The 18121-nt window shown below is 51.8% G+C and carries 16 protein-coding genes, 1 tRNA gene and 2 pseudogenes; 13 read left to right on the top strand and 6 right to left on the bottom strand.

All coding sequences use genetic code 11. The features are described from left to right. Nucleotides 1-101, top strand: a pseudogene (locus GOB90_RS17290) (IS5/IS1182 family transposase); the annotation flags it as partial. 1 nt (nucleotide 102) lies between these two features. Here the strand turns inward: GOB90_RS17290 and GOB90_RS17285 are convergent. From GOB90_RS17285 to GOB90_RS17275, 3 genes are all read right to left on the bottom strand, one after another. Continuing rightward, nucleotides 103-513: a DNA/RNA helicase domain-containing protein gene (locus GOB90_RS17285; protein WP_173572182.1), complete on the bottom strand. Its 411-nt coding sequence runs from the start codon at nucleotides 511-513 to the stop codon at nucleotides 103-105. A 24-nt stretch (nucleotides 514-537) separates the two neighbouring features. Then, on the bottom strand, nucleotides 538-1353 hold the full coding sequence (locus GOB90_RS17280) for a YdcF family protein (RefSeq protein ID WP_194300979.1): 816 nt from the start codon (nucleotides 1351-1353) through the stop codon (nucleotides 538-540). 433 nt (nucleotides 1354-1786) lie between these two features. After that, nucleotides 1787-2440 (bottom strand): Rieske (2Fe-2S) protein, encoded by a 654-nt coding sequence (locus tag GOB90_RS17275; RefSeq protein WP_146892505.1) that lies wholly within the window; start codon nucleotides 2438-2440, stop codon nucleotides 1787-1789. Between the two features lie 133 nt (nucleotides 2441-2573). Between GOB90_RS17275 and GOB90_RS17270 the strand changes: the two genes are divergently transcribed. From GOB90_RS17270 to GOB90_RS17215, 12 genes are all read left to right on the top strand, one after another. Next, nucleotides 2574-3146, top strand: coding sequence for an isochorismatase family protein (locus GOB90_RS17270; protein ID WP_146892527.1), 573 nt, complete (start codon nucleotides 2574-2576; stop codon nucleotides 3144-3146). Between the two features lie 143 nt (nucleotides 3147-3289). Beyond that, nucleotides 3290-4462: a BMP family ABC transporter substrate-binding protein gene (locus GOB90_RS17265; protein ID WP_146892529.1), complete on the top strand. Its 1173-nt coding sequence runs from the start codon at nucleotides 3290-3292 to the stop codon at nucleotides 4460-4462. Between the two features lie 19 nt (nucleotides 4463-4481). Beyond that, complete coding sequence (locus GOB90_RS17260) at nucleotides 4482-6071, top strand: ABC transporter ATP-binding protein (RefSeq protein ID WP_146892531.1); 1590 nt, start codon at nucleotides 4482-4484, stop codon at nucleotides 6069-6071. Continuing rightward, entirely contained in the window at nucleotides 6068-7153 is a 1086-nt protein-coding gene (locus tag GOB90_RS17255; protein WP_146892507.1) for an ABC transporter permease, read from the top strand. The genes GOB90_RS17260 and GOB90_RS17255 overlap by 4 nt, the downstream gene beginning before the upstream one ends. Further along, the gene (locus GOB90_RS17250) at nucleotides 7150-8088 is read left to right on the top strand and encodes an ABC transporter permease (RefSeq protein ID WP_146892509.1); all 939 of its coding nucleotides are present in this window, start codon (nucleotides 7150-7152) and stop codon (nucleotides 8086-8088) included. The genes GOB90_RS17255 and GOB90_RS17250 overlap by 4 nt, the downstream gene beginning before the upstream one ends. 128 nt (nucleotides 8089-8216) lie before the next feature. Then, nucleotides 8217-9245 carry a Gfo/Idh/MocA family protein gene (locus tag GOB90_RS17245; protein WP_146892511.1) on the top strand — a complete coding sequence of 343 codons (1029 nt, stop codon included), beginning with the start codon at nucleotides 8217-8219 and terminating at the stop codon, nucleotides 9243-9245. 191 nt (nucleotides 9246-9436) lie between these two features. Continuing rightward, nucleotides 9437-11338: a ribonucleoside-diphosphate reductase subunit alpha gene (locus tag GOB90_RS17240; protein ID WP_146892513.1), complete on the top strand. Its 1902-nt coding sequence runs from the start codon at nucleotides 9437-9439 to the stop codon at nucleotides 11336-11338. A 146-nt stretch (nucleotides 11339-11484) separates the two neighbouring features. Beyond that, nucleotides 11485-12480, top strand: a complete 996-nt coding sequence (locus GOB90_RS17235) for a ribonucleotide-diphosphate reductase subunit beta (RefSeq protein WP_146892515.1) — start codon at nucleotides 11485-11487, stop codon at nucleotides 12478-12480. Between the two features lie 107 nt (nucleotides 12481-12587). Next, a complete protein-coding gene (locus tag GOB90_RS17230) occupies nucleotides 12588-12935 on the top strand; it encodes a hypothetical protein (protein WP_146892517.1) in 348 nt (115 codons plus the stop codon). Nucleotides 12936-13110: 175 nt separating this feature from the next. Further along, nucleotides 13111-13202: transfer RNA gene (locus tag GOB90_RS17225), tRNA-Ser, on the top strand. A 280-nt stretch (nucleotides 13203-13482) separates the two neighbouring features. Further along, complete coding sequence (locus GOB90_RS17220) at nucleotides 13483-13899, top strand: hypothetical protein (protein WP_221223411.1); 417 nt, start codon at nucleotides 13483-13485, stop codon at nucleotides 13897-13899. A gap of 192 nt (nucleotides 13900-14091) precedes the next feature. After that, on the top strand, nucleotides 14092-14280 hold the full coding sequence (locus tag GOB90_RS17215) for a hypothetical protein (protein ID WP_146892519.1): 189 nt from the start codon (nucleotides 14092-14094) through the stop codon (nucleotides 14278-14280). Nucleotides 14281-14317: 37 nt separating this feature from the next. Here GOB90_RS17215 and GOB90_RS17210 read toward each other — a convergent pair whose 3' ends face one another. The 3 genes and pseudogenes from GOB90_RS17210 to GOB90_RS19375 form a co-directional block, all read right to left on the bottom strand. Next, on the bottom strand, nucleotides 14318-14815 hold the full coding sequence (locus tag GOB90_RS17210) for a DUF2721 domain-containing protein (RefSeq protein ID WP_146892521.1): 498 nt from the start codon (nucleotides 14813-14815) through the stop codon (nucleotides 14318-14320). A 203-nt stretch (nucleotides 14816-15018) separates the two neighbouring features. Continuing rightward, nucleotides 15019-17619, bottom strand: coding sequence for a GDSL-type esterase/lipase family protein (locus GOB90_RS17205; protein WP_146892523.1), 2601 nt, complete (start codon nucleotides 17617-17619; stop codon nucleotides 15019-15021). Between the two features lie 404 nt (nucleotides 17620-18023). Beyond that, nucleotides 18024-18121: pseudogene (locus GOB90_RS19375) on the bottom strand (IS5/IS1182 family transposase); the annotation flags it as partial.

Raw genomic sequence — 18121 nt, 5'->3', positions numbered from 1 at the left:
TCACGAAGGATGTCGAGACAACAATCTCGTCATCCTGCGCATGGTTGATGATTGCCCATATCCGCAGAGTTCTGCGAAAAATCAATCAAGCCGCTTTCTGATTCAGGCTCTGTCAGATTTTTGTGCTGTATTGATGAATGTTGTTGGTCGTTCATAATCCTTGCGTCGCAAGGCAGAAATATTTGTCGAGATATTTCGGTAAAGCTTAATCATTTCGGGGTGATTTACGAGCAGAATATTCTGCGTTTCGTATAAAGGAGAATTTTTTTCCTGCCTGGCTTCGGTCTGAATGCGAGTAAAAGCTGTATTGAGAGCAAGACTTTTTCCTGTTCCGGCATCTCCTTCGATCACGAGCGCAGCGTGGTTGTCACGGATGTGGTGTTCGCAAAAATTCACAATATCCTTGACCAGCTTTGTCTGGCTTTCGGTCAGAAGTCGAAAAGGGGAGAGTTTTCTGATGGAATTATTTGTTTCCGAAATAGTGTTTTTGATTTGAATATTTTCATGGATCATATCTTCATTCCGCTTCTTTGATTACTAGTGTTTCGGGGGCACTGGTCCCGGGAATAATGCGTCTGTCCAGCCATGAGCACGATAAGCTACCATGCCAATCCATTCATGAGCGGCCCAGTCGAGAATGGCCATGCGTGTACCAAGCGATAAAGTGTAGCTTTTCAGCCTGTCCCGGGACATGTAACCGACAGGCCATGGAATAATATGCCAGCCAGCCTTACGGAATACACCTACCGAGCGCGGCATGTGGCTCGCTGAGGTCACCAGAATCCATGTCTCATCAGGTTTGGGATGAATGAGAGCAAAGCTTTCTGTAGCGTTCTCTCTGGTTGTACGTGAATGATTTTCATATATGACCCGGTCCGGAGGCAGACCGAGACCGTCAAACAGAATATGAACCCATTTTGCCTCGTTGGTTATACCCTGAACAATATCGCCAGAACCACCGGTAAATAGCAGCTTTGCATTGGGATAATGGCGGGCCAGGATGGCAAAGGTAGTCAGCCGATCACCAGCTGTACCTGTAACGGGTGTTTGTCGATCTTCACTTGTTACATCGTCAACAGATCCCCCTAGCACGATAATGCCGTCAATATGTGCCGGAGGCATTTTTACTTGTGGAAAGCGATCGTCCAGTGGTCTGATAGCCCATTGATCAACCGGAAAGACAAGGCAGATAGCAAGTCCGGATGCCGCAGCCATAATGAGGAATCGTCCTGACCGAAATCGATAAAAGATCAGGCCTAAAAGAAGAGTTTCGATAAGAAAAGCTGTTGGAAGCATAGCTATCGTCAGCAATTTTCCAATCAGAAACACTATGATGGCTCCGGAAGAAATCATGAATAAATGAAGTCAGGCCAGCCATAGAGCAGGGTCTCACACATCGCAATATAAAGACTGACGGAATTTTTCAGGTAACTGCATCATATAATTTTCCGTAACTTTGGAAAAATGGGAATCTCCGATAGATAATGGACTTTCCGGTTGTGATGCTTGCGATCAGGAGGCGCAGTGATTTACGACGCAAAAAGCTAATATTCCGCGTGAGAAATTTAGTATGGAAAATCTGGAAGAGATTCATATCCGCGCGGGTTTGCCGGGCAAAGGCAGAACGGAAAATATTTTCCCCCAGGCTGAGATCAACATAATGCCGGTGTTCTGACTGACATTCCGATTGTGATATTAATCAGTTATATCTGCAATAGATATATTTTATAGATACGCCGCATAGATGAGGGGCTGGATGGTAGTAACTGTCTGGCGCAGAATCAGATCACGTATTCTGATCCGTCTCTGCGTAATTACGCTCCGCCATGCTGAGAAAATTTATTGCCCACAAGGAAGCCTGCTCGCATGTTTCCGACGCTGCCACGTCTTCGAGCAGGACGTGCAGTTGTGTTGCGTTCTGACCAATGGATCGTGCGACGAGCAGCAGGGGTAATATTGACCCGTTGCCGGTTGTTTCTGACAGGCGGACGCTGCGACCTGGCACAGATCCAAATTGCTTCATGGCAATCTTTAGCGGGACCTGGATCAATAATGTGCGCACGGGAGTGACGGTCTTAACCGACGGCAGATGCCACTCTTCTGCCGGGCTTTGCCGGGTGTCAGTTTTGTTCGTCAGACCCCAGATAATTCCGCAGTAATCGACTGCCGGAAATGTCGTCACACTGGTCGTGTCGTCAGGTGTAATATCGGGATGAGCCGGAATCGCACGACATTGTCCGTGCTCGTCGAAACGCCAGCCGTGATACAGGCATGTCAGCATATCTCCCCGCACAAAACCCAGACTGAGCCGCATGTTGCGATGGGGGCAGCGATCCTCGACAGCCTGGATCTTGCCGTACGAATCGCGCCAGATAGCCAGTTTTTGTGCTCCGATCTGCGCTGCTTTCACTGTCGCGTCGGACAAGTCAGACGCAAACATCAGCGGTTGCCAGCCAGTGACCGGAGAACTTTCCATTTCAGGTATTTTGTTCGCAGGTTATTTTTTTAGTTGATTTCATGTGCTGGCATCATCTCGGTATCGAAGAAAATTCACAAGCGTTATTCTGATCGACATGATCACTGTTAAGCCGCAGGATGCGCTTCTTATTATCGATGTGCAGAATGATTTTCTGCCCGGAGGTTCCCTCGCCGTGCCTGGAGGCGACGAGATTATTTCTGTTATTAACCGGCTGGGGCGACTACCTTTTGGCGCTGTCATTGCGACACAGGACTGGCATCCGGTGGAGCATATGTCTTTTGTCGGATCGGGGGGGCTCTGGCCAGAACATTGTGTCGCCGGGACACAGGGCGCCGAGCTGGCCACTCTGCTAAGTGATGAATTTATCAGCATCATTCTTCGTAAGGGCCGGTATAAAGAGAGTGACAGTTATTCAGCGTTCTTTGATAATGCAGGACGTACAACCGGCCTTTCTTCCCTTATGGACGGCCTTGGTATTGCCCGCGTGTTCATAGCGGGTCTGGCTCTTGACGTCTGTGTAACTGCCACTGCGAAAGATGCGCAGAAAACTGGCTTCGATACTTTTGTCATTATGGATGCTTGCAGGGGGATCGGATCTGTTCATGAGGCAGAAACGCGCTTGTCTGATGTCGGTATTGCAATGGTGCAGAGTGACGGACTTGCCTGATTGCGACAATTGACCGACAAATGAATCACAACGATCGCAAAACGATACGGCGGATGTCAGTCTGATTGTGTCACACTGCGATGGAGGAGATATATGAGTTGTGACGGGAGTGCACGCTCATGAAGGGACCGGGGGGAACCTTCATGACGGAGTATCTGAAATGTGGCGGCTATGACGCTTTCAGGCGTGACCGGTTATTACGACCACGTGGCTTAGGGCGTCGCGATCTGGTTTCCGGTCTTGGTGCGGGAGTCGCGGGCAGCTTTCTGGTGCCCGGAGGTATGCGGGCCGCTGACAGGTCAGCGTCAGACTCTTTCGCGCCCGTTGCGGAAGAAAACGCGCTGATTGCATTCGGTCATACCGGGCCGATTACCGACGGAGGATGGACAACCGCGCATGATCTTGGCGTGCAGGCCGTTCGTAAGGCTTTTCCGAAACTCAGGCTGGTTTATGTCGAGAGCGTGCCTTACTCCGCCGATGCAACACGGATTTTTCGACAATTCGTGGCCGAAGGGGCGCAGATGGTTATCGCCACGTCCAATTATGGTGATTTCATCAAAGATGTTGCTGATCGCGCGCCTGGGGTCGCTTTTCTGGAGTGTGACGGGCATACAGTCACAGATAATCTTGGCTGGTTTTATATAACACACTGGTATGCCAGTTACATTATCGGTATTGCCGCCGGTCTGATGACAAAGACCGGGAAGCTCGGTTACGTCGGTACGTTTCCGGTCCCGTCGGTCTATGCCAGCGCGAATGCGACCTTGCTCGGTGCGCAGTCTGTGAATCCGGCCTGTACAATGAATGCTATTGCGATCAACTCATGGTTTGACCCGCAGGCCGCAACACAGGCGGCCAGTGCTCTGGTAGATAGTGGCTGTGATTTTCTGTGCGGTATTACTGATGAGCCTGCCTATCTGAGAGTGGCGGAGAGTCGCGGGATCAAGGCGGCAATGTGGAATCTTGGCATGCGGCAATTCGGCCCGAAGGCCTATGTCAGTTCTGTGGTCCTTGATTTTTCCCGATTCTATGTCGAGCAGGTCAAAGCAAGGCTGAACGGCACATGGCATGCGGCGCCTCGTTTCCTCACCCTTGCAAACGGGGTTGACCGCGATTCGTGGGGTGAGACCGTGCCGCCTGAAATCGCAACTCGTGCCGATGAGATGCGATCACGTATCCTCGCAGGTTATAATCCGTTTCGCGGGCCAATCCGTGACAATAGCGGAGCCGTCCGGGTACCCGCCGGTGTCGTCATGGATGATGACACGATCTATCAATGGGACTGGGGCGTGCAGGGGATGACCGGTCTTGGCTGATCGCGTGAGTCCTGCGGGGATGAGGCCGCCTCCTGTCGCGCCGGGAACACCGCCTGTTTTGCAACTGGTTGGCATAGCCAAATATTTTCCAGGCGTCATTGCGAATGAAGACGTCAGTCTGGATGTCCTGTCGGGTGAAATTCTCGCACTCCTGGGAGAAAATGGAGCCGGCAAATCGACCCTGATGAATGTTGTTACCGGCATCTATCTGGCAGATGCGGGAGAAATGATTTTTGACGGTTACGGCGTGCAGTTTTCCTCTCCTCAGGAGGCGATAAAAGCCGGAATCGGTATGGTGCATCAGCATTTCAAACTGGTGCCGGCGTTTACTGTGGCGGAAAATATCCATCTGGGATGGTCGGAGACGCCCCGGAATGCTTCTCCTGCTGTTCTTGAGGCCCGCACACAGGAACTTTCTGAGCGTTTTGGATTTCCGGTTGATCCGTCAGCGCGTGTGGAGGATCTATCCGCAGGTGAACAGCAGCGTGTGGAGATTCTCCGCGTGCTCGCGCGGAAGGCACGGCTGCTGATTCTCGATGAGCCCACGGCGGTGCTGACACCATCGGAAGCGCGGGATCTGTTTCGTGCTTTGCGAGCTTTTCGCGCGGAAGGCAATGCCGTCATCATCATCAGTCATAAACTCGACGAAGTGATGGAAATTTCAGATCGCGTTACGATTCTGCGCGGTGGCCGGAAAATCGGTACTTGGGATACGGCAGACTGTGCACCCAGGATGCTGGCGGCCACTATGGTCGGGCGCGAAGTGGTCCGGCAAAATCTTTTGCTTCGCTCCGAAGGAGCTGCGCCTCGCGGAACAGTTCCGGAACTCAGCCTGCGCGACGTCAGCGTGCGTGATGATCGCGGAGTGACAACACTCTCAGATGTCACTCTGGATGTGTTCGGAGGAGAGATTCTTGGTATCGCCGGGGTGGCGGGGAATGGACAGCGAGAACTGACGGAAGTTCTGACCGGGCTGACGCCGCCGGGCAGAGGAACCGTTCTGCTCGGCGGTGCTCCGGCGGAGCCCGGAGCCGCTGCTTTCGCGCGACAGGGTGTTGGTCATATCCCGCAGGATCGTCTTCACAGTGCTCTCGCTCCATCTCTCAGTATCACTGACAATATGGTTTTGCGGGAATACGAACAGCCTCCGATCGGGGGGCATGGATTCTATCACGCAGAGGCCGCACTGGAACTTGCCCGGGAGATCGCGAATATCGCTGAGGTGAATATTCCCGATTTTGCCATGCCAGTTCGCAATCTTTCCGGGGGCAACCAGCAACGTCTTGTCGCCCGCAGGGAAATCCGGATTGCCAGACGCCTGCTTGTGGCCGCTTATCCGAGCCGGGGGCTGGACATCGGGGCTATCGCGACGATGCATCGTTATTTCGCGGACTTACGGGATCAGGGCGTCGGTATTGTTGTCGTTTCAGAAGATCTGGAAGAACTCCTGAATCTCTCCGACAGAATCGGTGTTCTGTGTCATGGGCGTCTGATGGCCGTCCTGGATGCTGCCGAAGCAGATATTGAACGGATCGGCCTGCTGATGGGAGGGCGCACGGAAACGTCGGAAACAAAAATGTCCGTCGCAGAGGGGGCGATTCTCTCGTGACGCGTTTCCAGAGATTTCCCACGGCGCCAGCCCGTCTTGTGCTGGCATGGCGTGCCGCCGCTCTTGTCGCTGCGGCTCTTATCATTGGCCTGTTGCTGGCTCTTTCTGGCCGTAATGTGTTTGAACTGGCGGTTCTGGTTCTGAAATCCACCATAGGGTCACGTTTCGGGCTTGAGGATCTTGCCCTGTTCATGACGCCGCTCATTCTCACAGGTAGCGCCGTCACGGTCACAAGCCGGATCGGGCTGTGGAACATCGGCGGAGAGGGGCAATTTTATCTCGGAGCTATCGGAGCGGCCGGAGTTGGCCTTTATATGCCCGGGTCGCCGATTGTTGTTCTGCCAGTGATGGCGGTAACCGCGATGCTCTGTGGCGTGGCCTGGATCGCAGTGCCGACACTTGCCCGCGCCTATGCCGGTGTAAATGAGATTATTACCACTCTCCTCCTGAATTTCGTTGCCGGGCTGCTGACGTACTGGCTGGCTACCGGGCCATGGCGGGATCGCGTGACCGGAGCGCTGGCTTCGACAGGGCGTATCCATGTCGCCATTCCCGAGTTCTGGGGCGTCGTTCACTGGGGGTTCCCGATTGCTCTCCTGGTTGCAGGCGGCTTGGCCGCGATCATGACCTGGACGAGTTGGGGCTACGAAGTACGCATCAGCGGCGCCAACCCGGGAGCCGCGCGGTATGCGGGTATGCCAACGCGCGCGCGCATTATTGCTGTCATGCTGCTTTCAGGGGCACTCGCCGCGCTTGCGGGCATGTTTGAAGTGGCCGGAACGGTTCACCGTCTGCAAGGCGGTATGGCTGATAATTTTGGTTATCTGGGTATTGTGGTTGCAGTTCTGGCACGGCGTTCGTGTCTAGCAGTCATTCCTGCCGCATTGCTGATGGCCCTGATTCTCGATGCAGCAATCGTTCTCCAGACCAGGCAGCTTGCGGCGACAGTTGTGCTGGCTATTACCGGCCTTGTTCTGCTTCTGATCGCAATAGGTGATGAACTGGCTCACTATCGTCCGGTCACGCCGGCTGTGCGCCTGCCACCTTCTGCCCCGGTTGCGACCCCGAAGGTAACGACATGATCGCTTTGCTCACAGGCCTTCTCTCTACCGCCGTTCTCGCAGGAGGCGTTCTCTCTCTTGCGGCGATAGGAGAGGTGCTGGCTGAACGTGTCGGAGTCACTGATCTGGGTGTCGAAGGTCTTATGTCGCTTGGTGCGGCCACTGCGATTGTGACGGTCATGGCAGTTCCTGACCCGTGGGCTGGTTTGCTGGCAGCTCTCGCTGTGGGAGCGCTGGGTGGAGCTGTTTTTGCATTTGCGGCGGTCGTGATGCGCGCTAACCAGGTGTTGTGCGGGCTGGCAATTACATTCCTCGGGCTGGGCCTCTCCGCTACAATTGGCCACTCCGTGGCTGGAATGCCGGCGCCAGTCACGTTCGCGCCTGTCCGCATTCCGGTGCTGGGTTCCCTGCCAGTCATTGGTCCTGCTTTTTTTGCGCAGAACCTGCTGGTGGTGCCAGTTTATCTGCTGCTGCCGGCTTTTTTTCACTGGTTACTGTTTCATACCCGTCATGGTCTTAATATGCGTGCGGTCGGAGAAAATCCGGCAGCTGCGGATGCCGCCGGAATTCCGGTCGTGGCCATGCGCTTCTGTTACGTGGTTGTCGGGGCTGCTCTTGCCGGTGCTGCGGGCGCTTATCTCAGCCTGGCTGTGATTCCAAGCTGGTCCGAAGGCATGGTTTCCGGTCGCGGATGGATTGCGGTGGCTCTTGTTATTTTTGCCGGATACAGGCCGTTTAATGCAGCAGCAGCCGGCCTGTTATTCGGACTCATCACGGCCATCGGGTTCCTTGGCCAGGCGCGGGGCTGGCCCATTGCCGCGCCGGTGCTGAATATGCTGCCTTATCTTGGAACACTGGCGTTTATTATCCTGCCGGTCGTGTTGTGGAAGCGTATGCGACGTGTGATGGCCGCCCCTGCCGCGCTGGGAGTCCCATATTACCGATCAGTGCGTTAGGTCTGTCGCGTGTCATGACCAGGCCGGGAATTATGCTCCGGTATATTTCTCCCTGGACGATAATTGCTTTTTGCCTGAAACCTGAGGCGGGCTGAAGCAGCCAGAGCGCAGGATGACAGAGGCAGAATATGTTCAGAAAAAATACTCCGGTGGCGCACAAAGGGGACAATGTTCTCCGGACGGGGCTCATCGGGTGCGGGCATTTTGGCCGCTTTCATGCGCTGAAATCAGCGGCGCTAACCAGTGAAGCCCTGATTGGTGTGTTTGATCCCGATCGGGAAAAGGCTGTAGCCGTTGCGTCGGAGGTCGGCACCAGAGCCTTTGATTCTGCAGATGATCTCATGGCGGAGGTTGAAGCCGTCATTATAGCCGCGCCGGCTGAATTGCATTTTTCTCTGGCAGCAGGGGCGCTCAGAGCCGGAAAACATGTTCTTGTTGAAAAGCCTGTGGCCGCCACGCTTGCCGAAGCTGATGAACTGATCACGCTGGCCCGAACCGCCGACCGCATTTTGCAGGTTGGTCATCTGCTTCGATATTCAGCCGAATATGAAGCCATCACACAACGGATTACACGGCCGCTTTATATAGAAGCAACGCGAATCGCCCCGTTCAAGCCGCGCGGGACCGATGTATCGGTCATTCTGGACCTGATGATTCATGACCTTGATCTGATCCTGGCCATTGTTGAAAGCCCCATTGAGCAGGTCGATGCGGTTGGTGCAGCCGTGAGTTCGGAGCACGAGGACATAGCCAATGCGCGCGTACGCTTCACAAATGGATGTGTCGCCACGATTACCGCCAGCCGGATTTCTCTGAAGACGGAGCGAAAGATGCGTCTGTTTTCGGAAGAAGGGTACCTTTCGGCGGATTTTGGCAAAAGGGAACTAACGATGATCGGGCGCGAGCGAGGCATGGCCCTGCCCGGCAGCGGCGGGTTCCGGCGCGAATCGGCCTCATGGAAGGAACACGATTCGCTTGCCGCCGAACATGTCGCCTTTGCTGCGTCCTGTCTTCACGGCGCACCGGTGCTGGTGGACGGACTTGCCGGCCGTCGCGCCCTTGAAGCCGCTCTGGCGGTCGGAGCGGGAATCTCTGAATCCCATCGACGAATGATGTTGTCCGGGCTGATCAGCCGGGAAGCTGTGGAAGAAAGGTGATTCAAAAAATCGGGACACTTCAGCCATCTGTCTCCGTCAACCAATTTTTTTACCTTAACCCCTACATCTTGTGCTGGCCTGGCTGATCGTTACCGCATATTGTGTCCACGGCTCGACAGGGTGGACTCACCAGCGCCTGCGATCTGCCGCATTTTCAGCAATCTGGAGCAGCCGGGGTGAGTTTAACTGACATGTCTGAAGCGTTGATCGAGACCTCCGGAAGCTATTCTGCTGACGCGGGCAGCCTGTTTGAACCCGACATGCTTGAGGACGTCGTTCAGCTCCCCGGGCATCATCCCGTGCGGGTCAATCGCTCACGGGATTCCTTACTAACGGATTTCGGTAAGGCGACCCTCGATAACCGCTATCTGCTTCCGGATGAGGGCTATCAGGATCTGTTTGCCCGGGTGGCTTCCTATTATGGCGATGATGTCGCTCATGCTCAGAGAATTTATGATTATATTTCGCGGCACTGGTTCATGCCGGCAACACCGATTCTGTCGAATGGCGGCACCAGTCGTGGTTTACCAATTTCATGCTTTCTGAATGAAGCTTCTGACAGTCTTGAGGGGATTGTAGGCCTCTGGAACGAAAATGTCTGGCTTGCTTCAAAAGGTGGCGGCATCGGATCTTACTGGGGCAATCTGCGCTCCATCGGCGAGAATGTTGGTCGGAATGGCAAGACGTCCGGGGTGATCCCTTTCATTCGTGTGATGGACAGTCTTACACTCGCGATCAGTCAGGGATCGCTGCGACGTGGCTCCGCGGCGGTGTATCTTCCGGTCTGGCATCCGGAAATCGAAGAATTTATCGAGATGCGCCGTCCGACAGGGGGGGACCCCAATCGTAAGGCACTCAATCTCCATCACGGTGTTCTCGTTTCAGACGATTTTATGCGAGCTGTTGAAGCGGATTCTGAATGGGCGTTGATGTCACCAAAGGATCATTTGGTAATCCGTAAGGTATCAGCGCGCTCACTCTGGATACGGATACTGACGGCGCGCATGGAGCAGGGTGAGCCTTATGTGGTGTACTCAGACCATGTGAATAACGCGCGTCCCGAGCACCACAAGCTCGCTGGGCTGGAAGTCAAAACATCGAATCTTTGTTCTGAAATTACGCTGCCCACCGGCATTGATCATCACGGCAAGCAACGTACGGCCGTTTGCTGCCTCTCCTCACTCAATCTGGAAACCTGGGATGACTGGCGCGAGGATGAAAATTTCATCCCCGATGTGATGTTATTCCTCGATAATGTGCTGCAGGATTTTATCGATCGTGCTCCTCCTGAGATGAAGCGGGCTGCCTACGCCGCTTCGCGCGAGCGTTCTGTTGGCTTGGGTGTGATGGGGTTTCATTCTTTTCTGCAGGCACGAAAAGTGCCGTTTGAAAGTGCGATCGCAAAGGCATGGAACCGGAAAATTTTTAAGCAGATCCGTGTGGAAGCCGATGAGGCATCGCGGAAGCTGGCGAAAACCCGGGGAGCATGTCCGGATGCTGAAGAATATGGCTTTCAGGAGCGCTTTTCCAATAAACTGGCCATTGCACCAACGGCATCGATTTCGATTATTGCAGGCAATGCCAGTCCGGGAATTGAGCCGATAGCAGCAAATGTCTTTTTACAAAAAACATTGTCAGGATCATTTGCCGTTCGAAATCGTCATTTGCGGACGCTGTTGAAGGAAAAAGGACAGGACACAGACGATGTCTGGTCTTCGATTACGCTCAGTAAGGGCAGTGTTCAGCACCTCGATTTTCTGACGCAGGACGAAAAAGACGTTTTTAAGACAGCCTTTGAGCTGGATCAGCGGTGGGTTGTCGAGCATGCGGCTGACCGCGCGCCTTTCATTTGTCAGGCGCAGTCGGTAAATCTTTTCCTGCCGGCTAACGTTCATAAGCGTGATTTGCACCAGATTCATCATATGGCGTGGAAAAGGGGACTGAAGTCTCTTTATTATTGTCGTTCCCTGTCGATCCAGCGTGCCGATACGGTGAGTAATGTAACGCAGAAAGATGAAATCACACTTGCCAAGCCATCTCCTGCAGCTTCTGATGGTGGCACAAATTACGAAGAATGCCTCGCCTGCCAGTAAATTTTCGGAAATTTCTGGCGAATAAAACATTCTGAAAAGTGTACAATTTGCAGAATGTTTTTTATATCGTCAGGTGATGTATGCTCATCCTCTGTTAGCATTGTTGCCTGTTTTTATATGTTTCTTCTCATCTTGCAGGTGCTCTCATGTCGCTTCCGGAAAAATTTGATCTTCTGACCGCAAACCCTGTTTACAAGCCATTCCGTTATCCTTGGGCTTACGACGCGTGGCTGACGCAGCAGCGTGTTCACTGGTTGCCGGAAGAAGTGCCATTGGCGGATGATGTCAAGGACTGGCATCGTGTTCTGAGCGAAGGAGAGCGTCATCTGGTTACGCAGATTTTCCGCTTCTTCACACAGTCGGATGTTGAAGTGAATAACTGCTATATGAAACATTACAGTCAGGTTTTTAAGCCGACAGAAGTTCTTATGATGTTGTCGGCATTTTCAAATATCGAAACTATTCATATAGCTGCTTATAGTCATCTTCTGGATACTATTGGTATGCCTGAAACTGAATATTCAATGTTCCTGAAATATAAGGAAATGAAAGATAAATATGATTACATGCAGCAGTTTTCTGTTGAAAACAAGCATGAAATCGCAAAAACACTTGCCGCTTTCGGTGCATTTACCGAAGGACTACAGCTTTTCGCGTCATTTGCAATTCTGTTAAACTTTCCAAGATTCAACAAATTGAAAGGTATGGGGCAAATCGTTTCATGGTCGGTTCGCGACGAGACGCTGCACTGTCTTTCGATTGCAAGATTATTCCGTACTTTTATTCAGGAAAATCCGGAGATATGGACGGATGCTCTGAAATCAGAAATTACCCAGATATGCGCCACGATCGTGGAACATGAGGATGCCTTTATTGACCTTGCTTTTGAAGCCGGGCCGGTTGAGGGGCTCGATGCCGATCAGGTGAAATCTTATATTCGATTTATCGCTGACCGTCGTCTTGGTCAGATTGGTCTTGATCCTATCTTCGGCGGACTGGAGCGTAATCCTCTGCCGTGGGTTGACGATATGCTGAATGCCGTTGAACACGCGAATTTCTTCGAGAACCGGGCGACTGAATATAGTCGTGCATCAACGACCGGAACATGGGAAGAAGCTTTCGAAGGCAGCGTTTTCGGTTAATTTCAGGAGAATGTGATTTAATTTTCTGAGATGATAGCGGTCGAGACCATTGGCACCCGCGAGCGCCTTCACTGAATGCCTTTTCTGGGAGGATAGGCAAATTCATAATGAATTACAGCCGCAGATGTGATGATCTCTTCCTTGTTGGTGCAGTAAAGACAGATCCTTCCCGGAAGGTGAGTGTCCGAAAATTATCTCTGCGCCTTCTTGCTGCTGTACATTATGCTTGTGATATTGGTGAACTGGAGCTTGCCGGGAAATTGCTTTCCTTAACGGAAGAGGCAATTGCATGTCGTCATGATGTGCGGATTTTCAGTAGGCGAAGTATCATTGACGATGTGGTCTCCGCGTATGAAAGATTGTGGAAATTAAGACAGGATGCGCCCGAAATAATTCCTGTAACAGGCGCATTTGAAAGTGTGAGAGATATACTTGGAGGTCACACTAAAATATGATAATTTATTATGGCTTCGATATATAAGAGCGTGTTTTTGGAGTATAAAATTTCCATGGTTATTATGTGTCAGATTTATCACAATCGTTCAGTGAAGCGGTTGATGAGGTTTGACGAGGCGCGTATAAGCTTCTAAACAGGCTCCACTGACGCTGCGTAGAAATACGCGCTCCGGAGGAGGGGTGGCCGAGTGGCTGAAGGCGGCGGTTTGCTAAACCGTTATACCGGGAAACTGGTATCGAGAGTTCGAATCTCTTCCCCTCCGCCATTTAAAATAAAAACGCCTCAGAAATAACAAAGCTCAACAAATTATTAAGAAATGAATTGAGCTGTTTTGATGTAGATATAGTTTTTTTTCCACTGGAGTATGTTTTTAATTAATAAATACTTTTCTGGCGCCTTATTTTGTTTGCGTTGATAATCCTTAAACGCTTTATCTTTCCATGGCGATGGAACTTTCCGATTTCAATGAATTTTTTCGCCGGGAGGATGAAATGTGTAAGGTGGCCAGACGAACTATATGCCGATTTGCAGCTGTATTCGTCGGAATGCTTGTTGCGGGAGGGGTGGCACAGGCCCAGACATTATCGTCTGTTTGCGATAATAGCGGTTTTCTGGCAGCGCAACGGGCATTTGAAAACGGGGGAATAAAGCGAGATGTTCCAGTGCACGTATGCGGGAAAGTGATTGCTTTGTCACGCAGGGCTAAGCGCACCCGCAGTGGCTGGCACGGATATTTTTATATGGACGTTGGTAATGGTGTTTCTATCCGGATTGTTTCGGATTTAGATGAGATGAACGCACCTGACTGGCCATGGGTAACGAAAGGAGATAATGCCGAGGTCGTTGGGCGTTATTACTACGATGCGCCCCGGAGGCAGGGGGTTGACTGGACTCATCATGGTACAGGCAGATCTTGGGAAGTCCCCGGATATGTCTCTATTAACGGCATGAAGTACCAATAGATTGTTTTCTGCTGCAGAGTAAAGCTGAATCGTACTCCCGACATTAAAATGTTTCTGGCTATTGCGTCAGCCTTCTTTTTTATGCAGCGAATTTAATATATGCGTGTTTTACACAGGAACAATGTGTCTAACCCGCATATATGAATGGTTACAGGGCTATAATTTGTCTGTGCTGTAAGGAGAGTTGGCACAATGAAATACGCTTTAATAATTTCAGCGCTGGCGGCCTGGTGCTTTGCGCTTATTTGTATTACAGGATCGTTTCTGATGCCTGATCCCGATCAGGCGGAATTCTCGCTTATCGCAGGTTTTTGTTTCGGTATGATCGGACTGGTGATCGCACTAATTAATCTTTGGCAGCATCGTCGCAATCGCAATTAAATCAGTTTGGTTTTGAATTTCTCATTTTATTTTATTATCATATATTTTTTGCACTTTGCCTGACGCTTTTAGGTAGCGGGCCGTCGGTTCTGAGGCTGGTCCAGGAAAGAAAACAATCGCCGATGAAGGCGGCAAGCGCGGCGACTGTAGCCAGTAACGCGGCTCCAAACAGTCCGACAAGCCATAGCGCAATTGAGGCATCCCGAACGCTTCCGAGAAAAAGAACGAAGGCGGCACCGCAGGTTGCAGCCCCTGCAATACCACCGAACATGATTGAGACGTCCAGCACCATAATTCGATAACGAAGGCGTCTAATATGTTTATTGAGATTTTTACGACCTGATTTATTGAGTTCGTCATCCAGCAGATCTGTTGCTTTTTCGATCTGATCGGATACGCGGGCGGATCGTGTATTAAACAGGTTAAGAAGAGTGCCTACCCCTGATAGCAGGAAAACCGGCGTCAGGGCAGTTTCAATGAGGTGGGCAACGTCTCCGGCAGAGTCGGTCGCCAGTACAGAAAGAGGAAGAGCCATTGATCCTGATCAGATCTGAAAAAGGGAGCTTTAATTATATCGGTTGTTGCTTCGCAATTCAATTTATGAATGATTCTTCTTTCAGTGGAGTTTATTAATTGCTAATTTTCTTATGGGAATATACCATTTAAAAGTTTCCGCCTCTTATAAAAGAAGCGAAAACTTTTGTGATAATCAGTAATAGATGCGATTTTCGCTAAAAATCAGAAGAACGAATACACGCGAAGCGTCTGCTGCATAAGTGGAGCCAGGCTTGTTACGGCAGCAGGTAAAATATCCTGGATTGTGGATACGCCAAGCGGATGCGTACCGTCTGCCGTAGGCATGGCAGACGTAAACCATCCATCGGTTGGAACCCAACTGATCAGCCCACTCGCGCACTGCGAAATGGCAGCCTGAAGAGCAGTTGTTACGGTCACCCGACTGGCTGTGGTGAAGTAACTGCCCGTTCCCTGAAAAGGCTGCATCACCACGATCTGTGTATCGGGGCAGGTTGCGATAAGATCCTGCAAAACGGTTACGGCTGCTGTCTGTACAGCATTCTCTGATGCGCTATGCGCACCGTCATTTGTACCTTCATTAATTACGATTACATCAGGAGCTACGGTGAAGTCTCGTGGCTGCCCATTCCATAGCTGGTTCCACGTCGTGGTCAGCGGCGGCACATTACCATTACCGGTCACGGTCAGGCCTGTACCCGTAAAAGCGACGATACCTACTTCGATACCAAGCGCGTTGCGGAGCTGGTAACCCCAGGCCAGACTCGCGTCACTGACTTCAGCATCTGTAGTGGTGGAAGTGAGTTTCTGCAGTGTTTGATATCCCTCCACGATACTGTCGCCATAGACGAGAACTTTCTTCGCAAATGGTGCAATAACCGACAATGTTGCCCCGGTCGTCAGCACGATGTTGGTGATCGTCAGGCTTGTTTCCTGGGGCGACCAGCGATCAGCTGTGCATGTGGATGACTTAAATATCAGTTCGCACGTGTGGACAGGCCAGGATGACGTAGCTGTTGGCAGGGTGACCGTTATCGTCGCTGCGGCCGTGAAGAGTTGTGGTGCCTGACCATCGATCACGACGTAGAATTCGGGCATCGAACCGCTGTTCGCGCTGATATTGCAATTAATCTGCAGCGTGGTGCCGGTAAATCCAAAATTCAGATACGCGCCTGGGTTGGCGGATATGGCGCCGGCTGCAGTTACTGACCAGTTCCAGGGTGAATAGGTAATGGCCGCATTGTTCATCGGGCCGGTTTGTACAGCAGCGGCAGTAGCTACAAGAGAAAGTGAAGCCGGATTGGTGAGGCTACCACTGTTTGCAGTACTGAGTGTTCCGGAACCGGCTGCTTCTGGTGTGAACGTAAATGTTACGGCTGTAGTGGAGTCGGCTGAAAGAGTGACTGTGGCAGGGCTGAATGTGCCACCCAGTGTACAGGCTGGTGTGAAGGTCACTGCCGAAGAAAGAGCCGAACCGCTTCCGGGAGTGATGGTATATGTCGATGCCGATCCTGCGGTCAGAGCCGCAGGTCCGGTCAGCGTGTAGGTTGTGAAAGAAGAAGCTGCCGTAACAGCCGAAAATGCGATTGCGGACGGATTTGTTAAAGAAGCGCTGTTTGTCGTGGTAAGATCGCCAGTGCCACTTGCGCCAGGTGTAAATGTGAAAGTGGCTGCGGATGTGCTGCCTGCGGTGAATGTTACTGATGCCGGCGTAAAAGTTCCGGTAACTGTCGATGCTGGCGTGATCGTGATTGCACTTGAGTTCGCTGCTCCCGCTCCCGGAGTGACCGTGAACGTGGAGGCGCTCCCGACGGTCAGAGAAACTGGACCGATGAGTGTATACGTGCTGAACGGCGTGCTGGAGGACGCAACTGAAATCGTCAGTGCAGCCGGGTCAGTCAGACTGCCATTGTTCGTTGTTGAAATCGTTCCGGCGCCAGTCGCAGATGGCGTGAAAGTAAAGGTTACCCCGGTTGTGACACCGGCTGGTAATGTAATGGTTGCAGGGCTAAAGGTGCCTGTAATAGTAGATGCCGGTGTTACAACTACGGCTGTGGCTGGTCCACTGTTATTGGGAGTAAGCGTGTAGGTGGCGGCCGTGCCCTCAACCAGAGACGCTGATCCGGTCAGCGTATATGTCGTTGAGGCAACCGCGGCGACTGTGCTGTCTGTGCCATTTCCGTCGAGATGATATAAGGCCACCAGGCCTGTCTCGGTTCCTGTGTAAGGTACCGTCTCGGGTGTATAGGCAGTGGTATCCCGTGCAGGCGAAAAGATTGCGACTTCGTCTATCAGACCCCAGTTGGCAAAAGTGGTTCCGGAGGCACCGGGAAAGTAGCCAATCCCGAATTGTCCGGTTGTCCAGTTTACTCCAGCCAGAGCCGTAGAGGTTACTGCTCCTGATGCGTCCAGCTTTCCGTCAATGAAGATCAGGACATTAGAACCATCAAATGTGGCCGCGATTCTGTGAGGCGTTCCATCCAGAATTGTCGTTGCGGATGTAAGAGTAAAGGAAGTGCCTTTTGCAACGGCTCCGACATATGCCTGTACGTAACCGGATGGTTCGATAGCAAGTGACACCAGGCCATCCTGCATCGCGACGATCATGTTATCCTTGCCGGCGGTTGAAACCTCAACAATCGCTTCAATCTCGACCGAGGTGCCTGCTGTAGTGAAAAGTGCTTCTGCTTTACTGCTGGAATTGACAAGCCAGCAAAAATTACCTGACGCCAGTCCTTCGTCGAAGCCGGTAACCGGCGATGTCGCGAAGCCAGTGGTGGTATCTGGAGTTACATTAAAGGTCACGGGTTATCGTTCTCCGGATACAGATCCGGTATTTCGGATCATCATGTGCATATTCGAGATCATTCGGTATCCTTTCGTTTTAGAGGTGCCATTATCTCTGTCCGCACGGGAGATTGGTTGGTTCTGCGAGCAGGGTACCGATTTTTCGTGAACCTGGAAGTTTTACGGGGCAGACTCGAAGCGGTATTTCTCAATGCGAACCGCCTGAACGCGGTGGAATGTAGTAATCACAGGAAAATTTTCGAAAGCATAGTGTGAATGTAAAAAATCGTTCAATAATGAGATTGTCCGATGCTTCGGTAACAGCAGTATGAGCTTTCGGTCGGTTTTTACATTGTGCGTTTGTTTTGTCGCAGAAGCAAAGATTTGACTATGGTTTTTCCATTTTTGCCTAGGCTCAGGACTCATTTTTTGAGATAGAAGATGAAGCTTGCGGCGATATGGATTGCGGCCATGAAGGTGTGAGCGCATCTGTCATATCGGGTTGCGACCCGTCGCCAGT

This window comes from Acetobacter oeni, from assembly GCF_011516825.1.
Taxonomy (GTDB): domain Bacteria; phylum Pseudomonadota; class Alphaproteobacteria; order Acetobacterales; family Acetobacteraceae; genus Acetobacter; species Acetobacter oeni.
Note: the sequence above shows the minus strand (reverse complement) of the source record. Positions and strands in the feature narration are given on the sequence as shown.